Raw genomic sequence first — 18,491 nt, forward strand, 5'->3', positions numbered from 1 at the left:
TGCGAGGAGGCAGTATCTGCCGGCCAGCACAGCCTATGCACTGCTTCAGTCATCCCGGGGCTGCCGCTTATGCTCGCTTGAGCGCTTTATCCCGCGCTGTATGGCTGGCGCGATACCAGGCAGGTCGAGTCGGCGCTTCCACTCGTAGGTCTAAGTCAGACCCGGCCACAGACCACCGGCCGAACGCGATATCCTTCCGGTCAAAGATCTCTACGGCGGCACACCAATGCCGCAGCATTCAAATCCACCCGCATATCACTTGGTACCTCGGATTCCATGGACGCCCTGATTCCCGTCAACTCGTTGTCCCGCCACATTGCGCCCGTACAGGATGCACTGTCTCAGATTGCAAGTACGATCGTCGCAAGCGGTTACTATGTGCTCGGTCCGAACGTGAAGGCTTTTGAGCAGGAGTTCGCTAGCTACTGTGGAAGCCGTTACTGCGTCAGCGTTGCCAACGGTACCGACGCTCTTGAGCTCTCCCTGAAGGCACTGGGCGTCGGCCCGGGGGATACGGTGGCCGTTGTTGCCAATGCGGCCATGTACGGCACCAGCGCGGTCCTGGCCTGCGGCGCGTCACCGGTTTTTGTCGATACAGGCGCGGGGACGGGGCTAATGTCCGTACCTGCGCTGGAAGCGGTGCTCGCTGGCGACAGCGCACCGGCAGCCGTGATCGTGACCCATCTCTATGGCCAACTGGCTGACATCGAAGCGATCGTAGCGCTGTGTCAACCACGTGGCATCAAGGTCGTGGAAGACTGCGCGCAGGCACACGGCGCGGAACGGAATGGCCATCGCGCCGGTAGTTTCGGCGATATTGCTTCCTTCAGCTTTTATCCCACCAAGAATCTGGGCGCCTTGGGCGATGGCGGCGCAATCGTGACAAATGATGACCAGTTGGCCGCCCGTGCCGCGCAACTCCGCCAGTACGGATGGACGGCCAAGTACACCAATACTCTGCGCGGAGGCCGCAACAGCCGCCTCGACGAATTGCAGGCCGCCATGCTGCGCCACATGCTTCCCCTGCTGGACGGCTGGAACCAGCGTCGCCGGGATATCGCCAACCGCTACGCTCAGGGCTTGTCCAACCCGAAGATCGAAGTGGGCGGCGTGGTGGGTGCCGAAAATGTGGCGCATTTGTACGTCGTGCGTTCAGATGACCGTGAGCAATTGCGTGCACACCTCCAGGCCGCCGGCGTGCAGACCGAGGTCCATTACCCGTTGTGCGATCACCGTCAGCCATGCCATGAGGGTGCATTTGATTCCGTGGCATTACCGAACACGGAAGCCGATGCGGCGCGCGTAACGACGCTGCCATGCTTCCCGGAGCTGACCGATGAAGAAGTCGACCGGGTTGTCGAAGCATGCAACCGGTTCTGAGCGAGGTGCAGTCGCCTTCCCTCAGCCTGGTTGTTCCGATCTACGGCAATGAAGGCTCGATCGATGATCTCTTGCAGGCTGTCGATTTGATCGCTCGTAGCGTCGAGGGGACGTTTGAAGCCGTTTTCGTGGTGGACGGCAGTCCCGATCGCAGCTACGCGTTGCTGCGCGATAAGTTGCCTAGTTGCGCCTTTAGTTCGCAGCTGGCGACCTTGACCAGAAATTTCGGCGCGTTCCCGGCAATCCGCACCGGCTTGCAGCTCAGCCGCGGCGAATTGACCGCGGTAATGGCGGCCGACCTGCAGGAACCGCCCCAGTTGGTCATCGACTTCTGGCAGCGCTACGCTAACGAGCCGTACGATGTCGCCTTCGGCGTGCGTGAAGCGCGGAGCGATCCGGCTGCATCGAAGCTGGCGTCAACCTTGTTCTGGGCGACCTATCGGCGCATGGTCATCAAGGATATTCCCAAGGGGGGCGTGGATATCTTCGCTGTCAGCCGTGGTTTTCTCGAACGGCTGTTGCTGTTGAAAGAAGCCCATTCCAGTCTGCTTGCGCAACTGTTCTGGCTGGGCGGCAAGCGCGAATTCGTCAGTTATCAGCGGCGCGAGCGGCAGCATGGCAAGAGCGCCTGGACCTTGAGCAAGAAACTGCGGTATCTGTCCGATAGCGTCTTCGCTTTCACCGACCTGCCGGTCCGCATGCTGACGGCGCTGGGCCTTATCGCGCTGGCATTTACCACGTTGCTCGGTGCGCTGGTGCTGGCCGCTAAGTTTTCCGGACTCGTCGCAGTGCCGGGCTACACCCTGACAATCTTGACCATTCTCTTTTTCGGCGCACTCAATTCACTGGGCCTAGGTATCGTGGGTACCTACGCTTGGCATGCGTTCGAAAATACCAAGGCGCGCCCGCTGTCGATCATTCAGTCGGTCGAAAACTTCAAAAAGGATAAACCGTGAGTTATTTCGTGCATCCCAATGCCCTTTGCGAGAGCGAGAACATCGGCGAGGGCACCCGCGTCTGGGCATTCGCGCACGTGCTTCCCGGAGCGCGCCTAGGCCGCGACTGCAATATCTGCGACGGCGTGTTCATTGAATCCGATGTCATCGTAGGTGACCGCGTCACCGTCAAATGCGGCGTGCAACTGTGGGACGGCGTGCGTTTGGGCGACGACGTTTTCGTAGGGCCGAACGCAACCTTCACCAACGACCTGTTCCCGCGCAGCAGGGTGTATCCCGAGAAATTCCTCGGCACCGTGGTCGAGTCGGGCGCCTCGATTGGCGCCAATGCAACCATCCTGGCCGGCACCACCATCGGCAGTGGTGCGATGATCGGCGCTGGCGCAGTCGTTACGCGCTCTGTGCCGCCCAATGCCATTGTGGTTGGCAATCCCGCACGCATTGTCGGCTACGTTTCCGACAAGGGCGCAAACCAGCCTGCCGCATTGCCAACTGATCAGGGAATCACCGACACCGCCGTTCCGGGCGTCAAGTTGTACCGGATGCCCAGTTTCGCCGACATGCGAGGCTCGCTCTCCGTGGGAGATTTCGATAGTTTCCTGCCTTTCAATGCAAGACGGTATTTTTTGGTTTATGGCGTCCCCACCCAAGAGACCCGTGGCGAACACGCGCACAAGCGCTGCCATCAGTTCCTGATCTGTGTCTCCGGCTCGGTCAGAGTTCTTGCGGATGACGGCACTCGCCGTATCGACGTCGAACTCAACTCGCCGAACCAGGGCATCCATCTGCCACCGTTGATCTGGGGCACGCAGTACAAGTATTCCAAAGATGCCGTGCTGCTGGTGTTTGCATCCGAGCCCTACGACACTGATGAGTACATCCGCGATTACGCGTCCTTCAAGAGTCTGGCGAATGCGGGCGGATGAGTCCCCACATGCCGATGCCCTGCTTCGGCGGCATCGGCCATTGGTCTCGGTAGCCCTGCGCTTCTTGCTGGGCGGAGCACTCAACACAGGCCTGACCCTGGTGCTGTACTGGATGCTCCTTCGCTTTATGCATTATCAGTGGGCATATCTTGCGAGTTTCTGTGCAGGCATCTTGCTCAGTTACCTGATCAACACACGTTACGTCTTTCGTGCTGAGCACAGCTGGTTGAAGTTTGCGGCGTTTCCGCTCATCTATTTGGTGACTTACGCACTTGGGGCCTTGGCGCTGAAACTCAGCGTAGGGCATCTACGCGTGCCGACGGCAGTCGGCCCACTAATCTCCATCGTTGTTACGCTGCCAGTGTCGTTCATCCTAAGCAAGTTGTTGTTACAGGCTCCCAAGCCAGACTCCCCCGGGGCTGAGCAAGACGCCGCGTAGAATGTTGCCCACTTTACGCCTGCCCGCAGCCCCGCTGGCGCTGCGCGTCCATTCTTGAATCGTGGATTACATGAGCACCTTATTCCCTGCTACGACGCCGGCCAGCCCCCTGATCAAGTCCGAATGGCTGCCCTTGCTGTTAGGTGCCGTTCTGTCCGTCGTGGCGGGCAGCGTCCTGCTTGTGGGCTGGCGGGCGGGACTGTTGCCTATGCTGGACTACCCATTCTCGTATAAGGGCGACGCCTTGAGCAGCCTCTGGCTGACACAGCGAGCAATGGAAGGATGGATCTTCGAGAATGCCCGTAGCGGCTTCCCATTCGGCTCCTCTTTCCTGGATTACCCCGGAGCAGATTCCGGCAGCTTCCTGTTCCTGAAGCTTGCCGGCATGCTGACCGGCAGCAGTGCTGCGGCACTGAATCTGTTCTTCCTGCTGGGCTTTGCCGCGAACTTTCTGACGGCATATTGGGTGATGCGCTGGCTGCGCGTCGGTCGTTCGCTGTCCTTTACCACTGCCATGCTCTTTACGCTGGCGCCCTTCCATTTCCTGCGGTTGCAGCACATCTTCTACACCTGGTATTTCGGCATCCCGATCTACTTCATGCTTGCGATCCGGATTGCACTCGCCGACGTATCCCTGGATTTCTGGGGCGCCCGGCCCGCACGCAAGATCGCGCTTGCTGCGCTGTACCTGGTCCTGAGCTGTTTCGGCGTTTACTACACGGCATTCGGCCTGATTCTTATTGGAACAGCTTGCCTTATGGCGTTGGTCCAGAAGAACTGGACGTCTATCACCCGCCTAGCAGCACCCGTCATTTTCTTCCTCGCGCTTGGCACGCTGGCAAATGTCGCACCCAACGTGATCAACGAGCGGATCAACGGTCATAATCCGGAAGTCGCTGCCCGCGCTCCGGCAGAGTCCGAGATCTACGGCGTGAAGTTGATGCAGTTGATCCTGCCGCGCCCCGACCACAGGCTACCCAAGTTGGCCAATGTGACGGCCAGCTACATGGCCAGTACACCGTTGATCAATGAGAACACGACAGCCTCCCTGGGCCTGATCGGTTCCATCGGTCTTGCCATCCTGGCGCTGGTCGCGTTCGCGCGTCTGTCCGAGCGGCGCAACGAAGAACGCATTGCCCTATTGGCGATTCTCTCCGGCGTCCTTCTGGCATTCATGACCATCGGCGGGCTTGGCTCACTCTTTGCGCACGTCGTATCGCCCTCAATCCGCGGCTGGAATCGGGCCAGCATCTTCATCACGTTCAGCACCCTCGCTGCGGTAGCCATCGCGGTGCAGATACTGTCCGACAAGGTGGGGCGTCGGCACCGCATGACCATCGCCTCACTCGCTGCCGCCGGCATGCTGGTCTTCGGCATCTGGGACCAGACCTCGGCGGTGTGCGGCCCGTGTCAATCCAGCGCGCGCACTGCGTACGAGCAGGACAAGCGCTTCATCCGCAGCATTGAAGCTGCGCTGCCTGTCGGTGCAGCGGTTTACCAGTTGCCCTATATGCCGTTTCCGGAAGTACCGCCCAAGAATGCCCTGCACACATATGACCTTGCGGTGGGATTCGTTCACTCGCAGCACCTGAAATGGAGCTACGCAGGCATGAAGGGCCGTGAGGGCGACCTGTTCTACCGGAATCTGGAGACCCAACCCGCCGCCGCACAGCTCAAAGCGATCGGTCGGTTCGGCTTCGACGCTGTCTACATCGACAAGCGCGGCTATGCCGACCAAGGAGCACAGATCATTGCTGAATGGACACAGGCCATTGGCACGCCGCCTTCGATGACGCGCGAAGATGGCGCTGTCGTGGTCTTCCGTCTGCCAGGTGGTGCCAAGCCTGCAAGCGCAGATGCTGCCAAGGATACCCTGGTCACCGAGCCCGCGGCAGATACCAGCATTAAGCTCCCCACGCTCCGCAGCTTGCTCACGCAAGGCTGGTCGTCCGATGAGGCATGGGGTGTCTGGTCGGAAGGCACAAGCTCATCGCTGCGCTACCGTGTCAATTCAAAGACAGTCGGTAAGACAACGGTGATTCTGCGCGGCAACCCGTTTCTGCCCGGCCCCAAGCGAGCGCTGCGCATCCGTGCCACTGTCAACGGTGTCCAGGGGCTCGACACTCGCGTTACTGCAGCGCAAGCGATGCCGCTGGAACTACGGGTTCCGGTCACCACCCGCCAGCCTGGGGAAGTAGTGCATATGGTTCTGAACTACGAAGTACCGGTTTCTCCCGCGCAGGCAGGCATGTCTGCGGACCAGCGTCTGCTTGCCTTCGGGCTAACCAGTCTTGAAATTTGCAAGTCCGATTGCGGCCGATGAGCCGGCAGGGAAGCTCGATCGCCAGCGCGTTGATCGCCCTTTCACTTGGCACGGTTTCTTGCAACTGCTGGTGCGTAAGCCTCTACGATAACGCTGAACAAAAATGCCATCAGGCATCCAAATCGAGCTTCGGCTGAACTTTCCAGCCGAAGCTCGATTGCTCTCATTGCCCTTGGATTGCTCTCACTGCTCAGCGCTGGCAGCTTCAAGCATCCAGCGTAGCGTGTCCTCCAGCGCAAGACTCTGCCAATCACCGATCAGCTCCTGCAATCTGGCATTGCTGCCAAGCAACTTCCTGACTTCATTCTCACGAACGAAAGCGGGGTTTACTTGGACGTCGATGTCATGGCCGGTGATTTTCGAGCAGATCCTGATGATGTCTCCTAACGAACTGGCGACACCGGAACACACATTAACGATCTGACCTTCGGCCGCTGGCGCCTGCAGTAGCTTGCGATAGGCCAGCACGACTGACCTGACATCGCCAAAATCGCGCCAGACTTCGGTGTTGCCCAACTCGATGGAAGATGCACGCGATGCGAAATGGGAAACGATCTTGGGAATCAGGAAATTGGTGGCCTGACCGACCCCGGTATAGTTGAAGGGGCGGGCAATCACCAGGGGCAGGCGCTCGCGCCACAAGCTGGCGACATATTCCATGGCGAGCTTGCTCACCGCGTAGTCGTTTGCGGGCGCGGGCATGACCGACTCGTCGATCACGCCCTCGGTTGCATTGCCGTAGACATTGGCACTGCTCGCAATCAGCACCCGCTCCGGGCGGTATTGGCTTGCGGCCAGCGCCTGCAGCAGGTTACGCGTGCCGAGCAGATTGACGCGGTAAAAATCGTCGGCATCCCCATGACCGACAAAGGCCACTGCCGCCAGATGCACGACATAGTCGGCCTGGGCCTGCGCAACGGCGCGAGCGACATCGGCAGCGTCGCGCAGGTCCATCGGCCAGAACTCGTCGGTGCTGCCCGTGCCGGAAGCGTCCGAACGCGTCCCGACGCCAATGACCGTGCAGCCCTGTTCCTTGAGCTGCCGGGTCATGTAGCGCCCGGTGAACCCGGACGCTCCGCTGATCAGAACCCGCTTGCCCGTCAGGTCAGAATGAGAAGCCACGCTCGTTCCTCTTCAGATCGGCCTCGACCATCATCTGGCACAGCTGCTCCAGCGTGGTCTCAGGCTTCCAGCCGAGGATACGGGCCGCCTTTTCGGGGTCGCCGATCAGCAGCTCCACTTCTGCAGGGCGGTGGAACTTCAGGTTGATACGCATGACCACCTTGCCGGTAGCAGTGTCCACCGCAGTCTCTTCAGCGTCCTTTCCGCGGAACTCTACGTCGATGCCCGCTCCCTTGAACGCCATGCTGACGAAATCGCGCACGGTCTCGGTGCGATTGGTCGCGAGCACGAAAGTGTCCGGCTGCTCCGCCTGCAGCATTCGCCACATACCTTCCACATACTCGCGCGCGAAGCCCCAGTCACGCTTGGCGTCCAGGTTGCCCAACTCCATGCAGTCCAGCAGCCCGAGCTTGATCTTGGCAACCGAGTCGGTGATCTTTCGGGTAACGAATTCCCGGCCGCGCAGCGGACTTTCGTGGTTGAACAGAATCCCGCTGGATCCGAAGATATCGGAGCTCTCCCGGTAATTCACCGTAATCCAGTGGGCATACAGCTTGGCAACACCGTAAGGGCTGCGTGGCCAAAACGGCGTGTCTTCCTTTTGAGGGACAGCCTGGACCTTGCCGAACATCTCCGAAGTCGATGCCTGGTAGAACCGGATCTTCGGGTTCACCAGACGAATCGCCTCAAGCAGGTGCAGCGCGCCGATACCGGTGATCTGCGCTGTCGTGGTCGGCTGATCGAAACTGACTCCGACGAAGCTCTGGGCCGCGAGATTGTAGATCTCATCGGGCTGGATCTTCTGGACCATCGCGATCGTCGTCCCCAGATCCGTGAGGTCGTACTCCACCAATTCAAGATTCGGATGCTTCGCGACGCCAACCTCCTCGAGACGCCAGAAGTTGACCGAACTGGTCCGTCGGTATGTGCCATACACCTTGTAACCCTTGCCAAGCAACAGCTCGGTCAGGTAGGCACCGTCCTGCCCGGTGATGCCGGTAATGATTGCAATCTTGTTAGTCATCTACATTCTCTTCGGAAATTGGTGAAAACAGCCCCGCTCTGGATCACGCCCATGCGCGTCCGGAGCATCGCCGTGCAGGAAAGCAACGGCGCCATCATAACTTGCTTGACCTCAATCGGCCTCCTGGATCGGAGACCAGACTTGCGGCCGGCTTCAGAAGTGCGGCGGCAAGCTGATCGGCGCTCTGCGCCCAGGTCAACCAGGGCAGCTCGTCAGTCCGCGGATGCGCGTTCTGTGTATGCAGTTCGAGCCATCTTTCGATGGCGCTCGCCATCTCCGCCGACGTGTTTCCTGCGAAATATGCGGCGTGCTCGCCAGCGACCTCGCGGAACACCGGGATATCGCGGGCCAGAATTGGCAGTCGTCGCTGTCCCGCCTCGATCAGTGGCAAGCCAAAACCTTCGCCCTCAGAGGCGGCGATGAGGCAGGTGCAGGCCTGGTAGAGCTTTTCCAAGAGCTCGTCGCTGGCGGAGCTGAGCCAAAACAGATTGCGATGAAGCTGGGGATGCGTTTCCAACTTTTCGCAAAGCTCGTCCACCATCCAGCCTTTCTTGCCGACGATCACCAAGGCGATCTCCTGCCCTGCAGACCATAGATGCTCGAATGCAGCCAACACGCCGGCATACCCCTTACGAGGTTCGAGCGTGCCTACCATCAAAAAACTCCTCACCTGCTGCAGGCGAGAGAGAAGCGCGTCGGCGTGATCCGGCATGCCCCGACTGGGAGCACTTCCTTCAAGATCGGCGCCAAGGTGGAACCACGCGACGTCCGGCTGCTTGCCGATTCCATTCTCCAGCATCCATGCAGTCACATCATCTGCAACGGCCTGCGAAATACAGATCAACCGGTCCGATACGGAAACGATCCCTCGCAGCCAGCGCTCGTGGTGCTGCCCGCCGGGCCCGGGCCACCATTGTGGATTCCGCACGGGCAGGATGTCATAGACCACGAAACTGATCACTACCCCTGCAACATGAAAGTAATCGAACCAATCGGAGGCCAGGTCAACAGCGTGCCCCACCAGATCCAGGCCGACGAAGACATCGCCCGCGTGACACACTAGGGCTGCATCCTCACCGAGATCCTGACCTAAAAGGTGGCCGGCGTAGGCGTTGGCGCACACATAGCAACGTGACTCGCGATCCAACCTGACCAGCTGGATGCGGTAGCCATGCGGCGGCCGGCGCAGCCACTCATTCGAGATGGCGCGCGTCACGCGCTGGATACCCGTTCCACGATCGTGCGCGGCCAGCTCGGTAACGTCGAGCATGAGCATGCGCTCCTCTGGCGCTATGCTGCGGTCCAACGCATCTGCTGCTGTAACCAGTGCAAGCGTTTGCGTACTTTTCCGGCCAAGTGCGGCCATGGCTATATTAAGTGCCTGACCAGCGTCAGTGCGCGGCAAGGATCGCAGATGCACGCTCTCGCAAGCGTCGAGAAACGCTGTTGCGCTTCTCTCCCAAGAGAACGCAGCAGCCCGATGCTCCGAAAAAGCGCGAGCTTCTGCTACGGCTGCATCATCCTCAAGCATCCAGCGGATCCGCTCGGACATCTCGGCAGTGTTATACGGATCAAACAACATGGCCGGCTCCGTTGCAATCTCCGGAACACTTGAAGCGTTGGCTGCAATGACCGCGGCACCACACGCCATTGCTTCCAATACCGGCAAACCAAATCCCTCGTGCCAGGACGGAAACACGAAGAAGCGGCATTCGTTATACAGCGCAACCAGCTCTTCGTCTGAAACATAACCGGTAAAGATGATCTCGTCCGCTTGCAGCCCCCGCTCCAGTGCGACGCGCTTGAGATCGTCCACCAGCGAAGCAGGCATGCGTCCAGCCATGACCAGACGGGCAGCCTTGCGCGTCGCCACGGGTAGTGCCGCATATGCATCGATCAAGCGGTTCAGATTCTTGCGCCGATCCGCTCCACCGGTATAGAGAAAGAACTCGCCTTCGATCCCGAACTTGGCGCGGACCAAGCGACGCGCCGGATGCTGGATTTCCAACTGTGAGAAGACAGCATCGCATCCTGCAGAGATGTTGAAGACCTTATCGCTGCCAAATTTTCCAACCCGGCGCGCCTCGTCAGCTGAACTTTCCGATATCGCTAAGACCGCATCCGCTCGCTGCAAAAAAGAAAATTTCTCCGCGTAAGCTTTGGCATAGACTGGGTCATGATTGAGATAAACCTCTGGGTTCATCATCGGAATCAAGTCATACATCGTCACCACGGTCGGGATCTGGAAGACACGACCGATGCTGGTCAATGCGTTGTCGCCGTAACCTTCAAACAGACTGGATACATGCACGATATCGGGCTTCAATGAAGCCAGCGTTGCCTCCCGCACGATCTCGGCATGACTGCACCGCATGCTATTTCCAGTATCGCAGGCATGCACGGGAAGAGGCACATGCCATACATGGATATTGCTCTGCGGAATGAGCCCCTTAAATGCAGTCCGAATATCCTTCACTGCCTCCGGAAAAGCACCATTCAGTGCGAGATGGATATCGTGCCCCCGTGCGTCGCGGGCTACCGCAAGCGCCAACGCCAGGCTATAGCGCCCGATACCCCGGAAACGACTCTCCGACTGCGCTCCCTGTAGATCCATCACGATGCGCATCAAGCAGACTCCCCATTGCGTATGGCCAACATGCGCTCATAGATCTTATGACCACGCGCAGACAGCTTCGCTGCCGCGACCGGCTCGGCAAGCACGGTGACATCCACGACCTGGCCGGGACGCGGCCGATCCTCCATCACTGGCTGAATGACGCTATCAATCCCCATATCCGCCGCGACGGCGCTCCTGATCCTGGCATGGACGGAAGGCGCCATACGCAACCAGTTATTCAGCACACGGGCAAGCGCCGGGCGCTTGAGAACACGACGAACCAGAGCAAGCAGAATCCGCTTCAGCGATGCGCGAGGCCACCTCACCAAACGCGCCATCCCTCGTAAAGGACGCGTCAAGCGCCATGACGCACTAGCCTGGATATCGTGCAGATTTTGCTCGGCAGTGCTGGCACGCAAGTACCACTGGTGGGCATTTTGAAGTGAAGAATCGAGCTGCGTGCGGAGTTCATCCAGCTGCTCACGGGCCACCGTGAAGCTGGCACCGGAAGTCTCCAATCTCCGGCGAAGGTCGTGCATGTTCGAGGTGCCCGACAGCTGCAGATGATGCAACTCGCCGATAGTGTTCTTTAGCTCATCGACCTCACTGTTGAGCTTGTCGATGGCTTCTTCTCGCTCGTTTGCGCGCAGATACCAGTGATGGGCGTTACTCAGCGACTCACTGAGCTTGGCATCGACTTCTGCCAACCGTGCTTCGGCCGCCCGGATGGAGCGCTCATAGATGAGCAATGCGTGCTCCTGCTTTCGCAGCAGCCATACCCAGCCGGCTCGCTCTGCCTCATCATCCTTCTGGCCGATCGCCTCCCTCAAAGCGCGAAATGTCCATTCCCCACGGGGGCGATTTAATATCGTGTAAAACCCGACCCGATAGCGAGCCGGCAGCATGGAGATATCAAGGAGCGGACGGCGAACCGGCAATGGCGGCGCGATCTGGCCCTGCACCAATTCCCGCAGCGTTATCAAGAACGACAGAAGCAGGTCGTCTGGCCAGACGCAATCAACTGCGCTAGCCGAGACGGCACCGTAGTCGATAAAGGTGGCAGTGCCGCTGTCATTGACAAGCAGGTTCCAACAGCGCAGATCGTTGTGATAAAGCCCAGCGGCCTCCAGCGCAACAAGCTGCGCAATGATGGAATCGGCTATCTCCTCGTAGGAATACGGGGTCTTGTCCTGGATCATCTCCGAAAGTAGGCGCCCAGGCAGCTGTTCTCGTAGAATCCATACGTCGCGACTGTCCTGCAGGTTGTGCATCAGAGCCGGAACAACCACCCCTGAAGGCGGGTCACGCAAGAAGCTCACTTCGTTTTCGTATTCTGCGAGGTTGATCTTCTTCCTCGACGTCTCAACCAAGGACATCTGCTTGAGAATCACGCCATCGGCAAAGTAGTAGCGTCGCGTCGCTGCGTGGCTGTTCATCGCATGAGCGTGTGATTCCGTGCGCCACGACAGAAACTCGCGAAAATCATCGCCAAGCAGCCAGTACCGGCTGCTTGCGAAATACAAGGGCCTGGCGATGCCTGACAGATGCGTTCCCTGATGAGCCAGCACTCGGAGAAACGCGTAGCGCTGCAGCAATTCCGCCGGATCTCCGGGCTGCGATGCGCCCCAATACAGCGGCTCTTCCCGCACAGCAAGCTCGTATATGCCAACGGGGATGCAAGCGTCGATCTGCCCAATCAACTCGACAACGGGCTCCAGGCCATGCTCATGGATCAGGTGATGAAAGACGCTCAGCCCGAGGACGAGATCATATCTACCGACCTCCAGCGCACTGACGACGTCCTCAATTCGGGCACATTCGAAGGTGGCGGCTACAAAGCCCTGCTCTTCCGCCAGCGCCCGGCATACCGCCACGTTGCGGTCGAGAAAATCCGCACCATGGACAATGGAACCCCGGGCTGCCAGGTTGAGGGAGAAATAGCCTTGTGCGCACCCAAGATCGAGTACCCGAATCGGACGCCCTAATTCCGTCCGCAGGTGGTCGACCACATCGACGATGACCTCCAGGCGGTCCTCGCAACCACGGGAACTGCCGTCGGAGATTTCTGGATGGCCAAAGATCGGCTGATACTTCTCGGGTAACGCAGCAACGAGATCGGTGATAGAACTATTGCCCGGGGAAACGGAATGCGTCATCAATAGGAACCTAGGATTAGCGGCACGCCGATGGCGCGGACAGAAAAGGCAGTTAAGGAACGTCGGCGGAAAATTCGGCCTTCAAGTCAACGATGCCCCAGAACTGCATGGGACGACTGACATCCAGCAAGATGGCATCATAGCGCCTGTCCAGCGGCACCAACTCGCCGAGCGGATCGCCGCTCGATATCCCCAATGACACCATGTAATGCCCCTCATTGACGCTCAGCGGCAATGCGAAATAGCAGGTAACCACATCGCCTGCGCGTGGAGAAAGCGTCTTCCGCCCGTCGCTAGCCAAAAATGAGTTGGTCCCATAGAGGAACAGCCCTTCGAGCGTCTTCAACAGCAGACCTGGGACCACGTTGTCGAAGTCGCGCTCGAAAACAATCTTCATGTGGAATTTCGTGATCGCACCGCTGTCGATACGCGCGGGAAAACGCTCACCACTACTCGTCACCGCATAGTCGACGATCTTCGCTCCGCCCTGCCCCCAACGGTGCTCGCTTCGATTGTACCCAGGGCGGGTGTGGAATACGTCATCGATGCTTTCGCCTGGGATCGCTTCGATCGGAGAGTCCGCACGCGCGGGGTCCGAACTGCTCTGTCGCCCAAACAGCTCGTCCAGATACAGATTGGAAACTTCACGCGCCGGACCATCGGCATAGACGCCGCCATCCTTGATGAATAGCACGCGCTCGCAGTGCTTGACGATGTCACCTACTGCGTGGCTCACCAGGATCAATGTGGTTCCCTGTTCCTTGAATTCCTGCACGCGCTTGAAGCACTTCGCCTGAAAATAGGCGTCTCCCACAGAGAGCGCCTCATCGACGATCAGCACGTCGGGACGGAACGCCGTCGCCACGGCGAAGGCCACCCGCACCTGCATTCCGCTGGAGTAGGTCCGCACCGGCGCATCGAAGTATTCGCCAACCTCGGCAAACCCCTCGATGCCGGGCATGGCTGCATCGATTTGCTGTTGGGAGTACCCCATCAAGCCTGCAGAGTGGTAGGCATTCTGCCTGCCTGTCAGATCCGGATTGAATCCCATGCCCAGCTCCAGGATCGCCGCGATTCGTCCCGACCGGGCAATGACTCCCTCAGTAGGCTGCACGGTTCCCGTGATCAGCTTCAGTAGCGTACTTTTCCCCGCACCGTTGCGCCCCACCACGCCAACGGATTCGCCCGCCTTGATCGAAAACGACACATTGCGCAGGATCCAATGCTCTTCACGCGCATGCACTGGAGCACCGAACCAGCTGGCAGCTCGCAACCATTGACTGCTCCAGACCCTATACGCCTTGCCGACGCCCTCGACACGCATTACGACATCGCTCATAGCGCATCCACCATTTCTTGACTGGCACGTCGGAACACCACCAACGACATCAGGCCCAATATCGCAGTGGCTACGCACAGTGGCATCAATGAGCGCCAATCCGGCGTTGTGTCGTAAAGCAGTACCTGCTGATACGCCGTCACCAGCGGAAACAGGGGATTGAGTTTGAAGACCTTGGCGACGTCCCCAGGGAGAATGCTGATGTTGTAGACAATGGGCGTCAGCCAGAAAAGCGCCTGCAGCACCACTGGAACGACTTGGGCGATGTCGCGCATAAATACATTGAATACCCCCAGCAACAAGCCCAGCGACATCGCGAAGGTCAATGTCAGCACCATCAGGAACGGCAACCAAAAGACCTGCTGCCCCGGGTAATGGCCAAGCACAGCAAACACGATGAAGATGGCGAGCAGCAGCAGAAGGTTGTTCACCAGCATCGCTCCGGCGGCAATGAAGGGAAGGCATATCCTTGGGAAAGCCATCTTCTTCATCAGGTTTCCGTTTTCCACGAATAGCGAGACACATTTATTGATAGTCTCGTTAAACAGGCTCCAGCACAGTGTTCCAGACATCAAATACAGCGCATAGGCATATTTATTGTCGATCCCAGGCAGCTTCGCCGCGAGAACCTCCGAGAGGATCGTTGCGAAGATCAGCACCTGCATCAGTGGATGAATAATCATCCACATCGCACCAAGCTTGCTTTGAATAAAGCGCATCCTCAACTCGTTCTTGATCGAAGAGAAGATGAAGTATCGGTATACCCATAGGGGTCGCAGCAGGTCTTTCATGAGATTAAGCTTACCGAAGAGAGCGGGCTCAGGATTGCCACGATCACAAAAACCGCAAGAGGAAGGCCGAAAAGGATGACCGTCACGGGCAGGCCACCTCTCCTGGCCGTGGCGAGAAAATCGATGGATCAGCCTGCCGCTGCCACAGCAGTGCGCGGACGATGCTCCATAAGCGCAGCGCAGATTGCTGAATCTCCACATCGCCCTCCAGGGTCGGCAGGATCGCCGTGTTCGCACTGACTCCCTGGCTCTTGAGCAGATTGAGGTCGGCAACCCCCGCAACCAGGACGCGATCGCATCGCCTGAGCGCACGGATCAGCACTGGCTCCCAGGGATACGATGCGACAACCCTACGCAACAGCACAACGACAATCCGGCCTTGATCGAGCTGATCCTCCAACAGGCCAGCGAACCAATGCTGACGATGCAGGATGTCAGGATAATCGATTACCACCGCATTGGTCAGCTGATGGCCGATGACAGGAAGGGATCGGATTGGGCAAGGGCGCGGTTCAGACGGAGATTCCAAGCCTGTGGGCATCGTCGAGTCTGAAGATACGATCGATGCGTCGATCTCAAATAGCGCTAACTCGCCGGCTAGGCCCCCACTGAGCTCAGCGAAAACGCCACCCGAGCTATGATGGGCCGGCGAGGAGGGCGCAACCCAGGCGATAAGGGGCGTGGCAGCGCGAATCGGCCGAGCCCACAGGTCGCGCACAAACGCCAGGAGCCGCTGCACCACATCCGCCCATCGGAAGTGGCGCTGCAGGAGCTGTTGACCACGACGGGTTCGCTCGTTGCGCTGCTCGGCGGGGAGGCGGTGCACTTCGCACAAGAGCCGGCTTAGCCCCGACCTGGAGGGTTCAGCCCAGACCGAATGGGAGAGACCAAATACCGTTTCGGCAGGAGCGAACGTGTAATCAATTAACCAGGCGGTCTGGTCGTTGCAAAAATCGCATTGACCACCCCACGCAGTGGTGATGACAGCCAGACCAGACAACATCGCCTCTGCCAACGGCAGGCCGAAGCCCTCGGCCCGGCTGGGCGCGACCATCACGTCGCACTGCGAGTAAAGACGTTTTAAGCTGGCACTGTCGAGATCTTCCTCGATCAGAATCACATGAGGAAAGTCGGCCCGGGCGCAACGTGCGTCATGCAGCAAACGACGAACCTCGTTCTGAGGGTTGGCGAAGGTCTTGATGATCAGCGACACGTCGTCGCGATCGCTGAAGGCATCGCCGTACGCCTGCAACAGGACGTCCACACCCTTGCGAGGAAGGCAGGAAGACACATGGAGAAAACTGAAACCACGCTGCTGCAACGAAGTACCCTCTGCCGCAGCAATCGACTCCCAGTGATCCACCCCGGCGCCACAGACGCCAAGCGGGATTGCGACGCCACTGTCCACCAGCACCTTGACCACGTGTGTGGACAGCGCGGAAATGCCTTGGACGAACTCGTTGAAATCGGCAACCCAGGCCTCGGGAACGGCCGATTCTTCCCAGGCATAGGCATGCAGCAGGTTGAAGCGGGAGTCCATGTCGGCAATGCGAGGCGGATACAGCAGCCTGCTGCACACATCGGCCGCAGCCGGTGCGACTTCACAAGCAGGCGAATGAAGCCGTGCAATCTGCTGATCGGAAGCGAGGAATCCTGGATCGGCGTCGAAGTCTCCCGAGCCATCAGTCGAATGCAGCCGCACATCCAGCCCCTGCGCATCAAGCGCACGCGCCAGCTCACGGTTTACCAGCGCGAGGCTATAACTGCTGTCGAACGGCCCTTCGACACGCCACGAGGGAAGCTGGGGGAGCGGATGTTGCCGCCGCAACACATCGCGGACCAGCTCTTCGTTTGCATCCATGGCGATAGCCACTTGCACCAGGTCCGCATCCACAACTGGCACGCGGCTGTCGCACGCGTGCGCCACTTCCGTGACGAGCGCAGCACGCGTTTTCTGCAACGCTTCGCTCGTCTCTCGCCAGCCCCACTTGGCTGTCGGATGGAGCTGGCCGCAAGCCTCGAATGCATCCAGCGCGCGCGACGCACTGCCAGCCCATGAGAATGCACGTGCTCGTTGTGGCCCATGATGGCGGAGGCTGCGCGCAAAGTCCGCGTCTTCCAAAACGCGCTGCATCGCGCCAGCGATGGCCGCAGGATCGGTCGGATCGAACAAGGCATCGTCGCGCCCGATTACTTCCGGAATGCTGCTGGCGCGTGCACCAATCACGGCAGCTCCGCAGGCCATCGCCTCCAGCAACGGTAGGCCGAATCCTTCCTGCAAAGAAGGCAGGACGAACAGCTCAGCACCGCAATACAGTTCGACCAGAGACTGATCAGTCACGTGTCCGGTACAGACAATCCGGTCTGGCGACAACTTCAATCGACGCGCAACCAGCGCAAGCCGCGCGCGCTCCAACTCGTCCAGGTGGCCGGTGACCACCAGCTGATAACGTTCCTGCTTCTGTTGACCCAACAGCGCATAAGCTGCGACCAGAGCTTCCAGATTCTTGCGAGGATCCATTGCCCCGCTGTACATCAAGTACTTGCCGACAATCCCATGCTCGTGCGCGAATCGTCCACGCAGCGCGTCATCTACATGGATCGGCCTGAAGATCTGCGAGGCCGCAGACGAGATATTGACCACGCGCTCCGGCGCAACCGACAAACGTTCGATCGCATCGTTCCGAACGTAATCGGAGATCGAGAGCAATAGATCGGCACGCTGCAGCGAGGCAACCTTGTCTGCGTACCATTCTGCAGCCCATGGGGTGGCGATGTATCGCGGATCGTGGAGCGGGATGAGGTCGTACAAGGTTGCAGCAGTACGCGCCCCCCCCACCCTGCGACCGATGGAGGTCACCGCTCCATCGCTGGCACCCTCGATCACGCTGGTGACGTGGACGATATCTGGCTGCAAGGCCTGCAGGAACGACTCACGCATATGCTCGGAGGCCGTTCGCCTCCACGCGTTTGCCGGATCGCGCCAATGCACGGGCTGGGCCGTGCGGAACCCCACTACGCGCTCGCGTGGCAACAGGGCGGCAAGCGAATCGATCGCGTCGCTGGCAATATCGTCATTGATGACCAACCAGAACTCATGCGCGCGCGGCTCACGCAGCATCGCCTCTGCCAACGCGAGCGAATATCGCCCGATCCCCCTATGCCTGCTGGCGGTCTGGGCTGCCTGTAGATCGATGGCGATGCGCACGACTCAACGATCCCTGGCGGCCATCGCCCGACGCAGATCTTCGTAGATCCTGGCGGCACGCGCAGTCATGCGTCCTTGCGACGCCAGACCGCTCGCCCTCCCATTGATCGCCAGGTGACCGGGGCCCATCAGGCCGCCCAACCCGAAACGCACCCCGAGGCGTTTGATCGCCATAAGTAAGCCCGGTGTCGCCGACAACGCACCCGTCAA

12 protein-coding genes are annotated in these 18,491 nt (G+C 59.4%); 5 read left to right on the plus strand and 7 right to left on the minus strand.

Annotation, left to right across the window (positions count from 1 at the left end; translation table 11 throughout):
• The first annotated feature begins 276 nt into the window (after window positions 1-276).
• The 5 genes from HG421_RS15030 to HG421_RS15050 all read left to right on the plus strand — a co-directional run bounded on the left by HG421_RS15030 (window position 277) and on the right by HG421_RS15050 (window position 6,024).
• Window positions 277-1,380 (plus strand): DegT/DnrJ/EryC1/StrS family aminotransferase, encoded by a 1,104-nt coding sequence (locus HG421_RS15030; RefSeq protein ID WP_169707064.1) that lies wholly within the window; start codon window positions 277-279, stop codon window positions 1,378-1,380.
• Window positions 1,365-2,336: a glycosyltransferase gene (locus HG421_RS15035; RefSeq protein WP_169707065.1), complete on the plus strand. Its 972-nt coding sequence runs from the start codon at window positions 1,365-1,367 to the stop codon at window positions 2,334-2,336. The genes HG421_RS15030 and HG421_RS15035 overlap by 16 nt, the downstream gene beginning before the upstream one ends.
• Window positions 2,333-3,262 carry a WxcM-like domain-containing protein gene (locus HG421_RS15040; protein WP_169707066.1) on the plus strand — a complete coding sequence of 310 codons (930 nt, stop codon included), beginning with the start codon at window positions 2,333-2,335 and terminating at the stop codon, window positions 3,260-3,262. The genes HG421_RS15035 and HG421_RS15040 overlap by 4 nt, the downstream gene beginning before the upstream one ends.
• Window positions 3,249-3,701, plus strand: a complete 453-nt coding sequence (locus HG421_RS15045) for a GtrA family protein (protein WP_169707067.1) — start codon at window positions 3,249-3,251, stop codon at window positions 3,699-3,701. Before HG421_RS15040 ends, HG421_RS15045 begins: the two co-directional genes overlap by 14 nt.
• 70 nt (window positions 3,702-3,771) lie before the next feature.
• Window positions 3,772-6,024: a sugar translocase gene (locus HG421_RS15050; protein ID WP_169707068.1), complete on the plus strand. Its 2,253-nt coding sequence runs from the start codon at window positions 3,772-3,774 to the stop codon at window positions 6,022-6,024.
• 183 nt (window positions 6,025-6,207) lie between these two features.
• On the opposite strand, the gene HG421_RS15055 is transcribed toward HG421_RS15050, so the two are convergent.
• The 7 genes from HG421_RS15055 to HG421_RS15085 all read right to left on the minus strand — a co-directional run bounded on the left by HG421_RS15055 (window position 6,208) and on the right by HG421_RS15085 (window position 18,281).
• Window positions 6,208-7,146, minus strand: coding sequence for an NAD-dependent epimerase/dehydratase family protein (locus HG421_RS15055; RefSeq protein ID WP_169707069.1), 939 nt, complete (start codon window positions 7,144-7,146; stop codon window positions 6,208-6,210).
• Window positions 7,130-8,170: a GDP-mannose 4,6-dehydratase gene (gene gmd / locus HG421_RS15060; RefSeq protein ID WP_169707070.1), complete on the minus strand. Its 1,041-nt coding sequence runs from the start codon at window positions 8,168-8,170 to the stop codon at window positions 7,130-7,132. The genes HG421_RS15055 and gmd overlap by 17 nt, the downstream gene beginning before the upstream one ends.
• 94 nt (window positions 8,171-8,264) lie before the next feature.
• Entirely contained in the window at window positions 8,265-10,796 is a 2,532-nt protein-coding gene (locus HG421_RS15065; protein WP_169707071.1) for a glycosyltransferase family 4 protein, read from the minus strand.
• Window positions 10,796-12,943, minus strand: coding sequence for a methyltransferase domain-containing protein (locus tag HG421_RS15070; protein ID WP_169707072.1), 2,148 nt, complete (start codon window positions 12,941-12,943; stop codon window positions 10,796-10,798). Before HG421_RS15070 ends, HG421_RS15065 begins: the two co-directional genes overlap by 1 nt.
• A gap of 52 nt (window positions 12,944-12,995) precedes the next feature.
• Window positions 12,996-14,282 carry an ABC transporter ATP-binding protein gene (locus tag HG421_RS15075; protein ID WP_169707073.1) on the minus strand — a complete coding sequence of 429 codons (1,287 nt, stop codon included), beginning with the start codon at window positions 14,280-14,282 and terminating at the stop codon, window positions 12,996-12,998.
• Window positions 14,279-15,073 carry an ABC transporter permease gene (locus HG421_RS15080; RefSeq protein ID WP_211161733.1) on the minus strand — a complete coding sequence of 265 codons (795 nt, stop codon included), beginning with the start codon at window positions 15,071-15,073 and terminating at the stop codon, window positions 14,279-14,281. Before HG421_RS15080 ends, HG421_RS15075 begins: the two co-directional genes overlap by 4 nt.
• Window positions 15,074-15,155: 82 nt before the next feature.
• A complete protein-coding gene (locus HG421_RS15085; RefSeq protein ID WP_169707074.1) occupies window positions 15,156-18,281 on the minus strand; it encodes a glycosyltransferase in 3,126 nt (1,041 codons plus the stop codon).
• Between the last annotated feature and the right edge of the window lie 210 nt (window positions 18,282-18,491).

This window comes from Xanthomonas campestris pv. badrii (genome assembly GCF_012848175.1).
GTDB classification, from domain to species: Bacteria; Pseudomonadota; Gammaproteobacteria; order Xanthomonadales; family Xanthomonadaceae; genus Xanthomonas; species Xanthomonas campestris_C.